Source organism: Bradyrhizobium sp. Mp27 (assembly GCF_029953005.1).
Taxonomy (GTDB): domain Bacteria; phylum Pseudomonadota; class Alphaproteobacteria; order Rhizobiales; family Xanthobacteraceae; genus Bradyrhizobium; species Bradyrhizobium barranii.
This window is the reverse complement of record NZ_JASAUS010000398.1, coordinates 1-2,438: the sequence shown is the minus strand read 5'-3', so window position 1 is coordinate 2,438 and position 2,438 is coordinate 1. Positions and strand designations below refer to the sequence as shown.

The following is a 2,438-nucleotide window of genomic DNA, read 5'->3' as shown; positions in this document are numbered from 1 at the left end:
CCGCAACCCCGACCAGCTCCGACGACCCGAGCGCTACCAGCAGAGCACGCCGATCAAAGGGGTCCCTTTTGGAGGCCGATAGGGGGTCCCAGTCAAACGCCGATTGACACCAGGCTGTGTGAAAACGTGCGCGAGCAGAGAATGCGCAGAATTGTTTTCTCCCTTGTCCCCCGTCGACTGTGCTGCCAGTACTGTCCTTTTCCTATTCAACGGAATCGAGACAAAATTTCTATGCGCAAGTTCGACGTCGGAGTTTTCACACAGCCTGGGCCCTTAGCTGTCCACCAGCTCAAGCGCCGTGATGTCGGCTTTAGGACCAAGAGCGGACCAAGGTAGACGGCGCCGCGATGCCCGTTGCTGACCCCTAGCAGAAATCAGTGGCGACCAGTGCTATTAATGGCTCGCCGGCCGCACGGTCAAACGACGCGAATGCCGCTGAGCCGCCATTCAGAGGCGGGCGGCTTCACGCCACGACCCAATGAAAGCCGGCGAAATTCTTGTCCAAGCAACTTGGCGAAGAGCCGTGTTCGTTTGCCCAATCAACTACTGGCGTTTAGTGTTCGGCTCGGAGCTGGCAATGATCTCTCGAAGCATTGCTCTTGCAGCCTGTAGATCCGGTGTCCCAAAGCCCTCGGTGAACTGGCTATAGAGCGGACTGAGCAGGTCGTGCGCCTCGCCGCGCCGACCCTGTTCTCTCCACAATCGTGCAAGTTTTGTCGCTGCGCGCAACTCCCACAGCTTGGCGCCCTGCTGTCGCGCAACTGACGCCGCTTGCCGAAACCGCGCTTCCGCAGCGGTCGGATCGGCCTTCCGCAGCCGCAGCATCAGCTCGCCCTTCATCCGATGGAGCTCGGCCTCGAACCACCGCTCGCCGGTTTCTTCCACTCGGCCCAGCGCCTTTGCAATCAGATCCAAGCCTTCCTCCACTGCGCCGGAACGGCCGTGGAGCTCAGCGAGCAGGCTTAGGAAATAGGGCACCAGGAAACCCGCTCCAGTAGCCTGCCATCTCGTCAGCCCATCCCGGAGCTGCGTGACACCAGCCTCAAGCTCCCCGGTCGTACCCAGGATCCAGCCGCGAACGACATTGCCGGCCGCAAGGAAGTGTGGGGATCCCTGGTCGGCCGCAAGCGCGATCAGCGAATTCGCACGACCTTGGGCCTCGTCTCGGTCTCGGCGGAGTTGCGACAGGATGCAGCCGTAAAGCAGGGCATAGCCGAGGGTGTTGCGATGAGACAACTCCTTCGCGTCTGTCAATGCCTCTTCGCTCCTCGCCCGTGCCTGCTCGGGGTAGCCGAGGGCGAACAGTGACCAGGATAGAACGGACAGTCCGGACACGCGTGGATCCTGCGCGACCAGAAAGGCAAGCGACCGATGGGCGGCCGGATCGTAGAGAGCGAGCGTCCGCTCCAGATGGACGCGGGCAATTCTAGGCTCGCCGCGAAGCAATGCAGCGGTTCCGACGATGCGGTTGCCAACGGTTTCGGCGGCAGCGTCGTTCTGTTCCTGCGCGCGGCGGAGCAAATCCTCGCCTGCACTTCGACCGGACTCGAGCTCCGCCCTCACGACATGAAAGACCCATTCCCCATAGAGGACAGGGAAGAGCCACGGCGTGTCGCCGATCCGCTCGCACAAGTCTCGAGCCCGTGCGTTGGCCTGTCCAACCTCTGGGGCGGCCCAGCCCTTCGCAGCCATCAGGGCGACGCCGAGGGCGACTTGCAGTTCCAGCTCTCGTCGCCATCGTGCGGCATCGTCGGGGAGAGCAGTGATCAGCTCCAGCCCTTTGCTCAGTTGCGCGATCGCCTCTGCTGTGGCCGAGCGCGCGATCTCTGCTTGTCCCGCCCTCAGCCAATAGTCGATCGCCGGTTCGGCCAGCCCGCCCTCCATGTAATGGTGGCCAAGAAGCTCGGGCTGCGCCTGCACGGTCTCTGGAAAATGCTGCTCGAGCGCGGCGGCGATCCGGGCGTGCAGGCGCTGGCGCGTCGCACGCACCAGGGTCGCATAGGCGGCGTCCTGCACGAGCGCATGCTTGAAGCTGTAGGTCGCTTGAGGTGGCGTCCCGCGCCGGAACACCAGACCCGAGCCGACGAGGTCGTCCAACGCCGCCTGCAGTTCGCTCTCCGGTAGCGCCGCCGCAATCGCAAGCAGCTCATGCGAGAAGTCCCGGCCAATCGCGGCCGCGACCTGGGCGACCTCTCGGGCCGGGGCCAGCCGGTCGAGCCGGGCCAGCAGCGACTCCTGGAGCGTGGCCGGGATCGCCATCGGCGGCAGCGGCCCCGCGAGCGCGTAGTGATCGCCCTCATCGCGGAGCAGATTGGTCTCCAGCACGGTCCGCGTCAGCTCCTCGACGAACAGCGGGACGCCATCCGTCTTGGCGACGATCTGGTCGAGCACCGCAGGGGGTAGCGCTTTGCCGCCGCTCAGCCGCGCGACCATGGCCG

Annotated in this window: 1 pseudogene; it reads right to left on the bottom strand. The window is 64.4% G+C overall.

Features of this window, described 5'->3' with window-relative positions:
- Positions 1 to 543 precede the first annotated feature (543 nt).
- Positions 544 to 2,438 (bottom strand): annotated as a pseudogene (locus QJT78_RS50235) (adenylate cyclase); the annotation flags it as partial.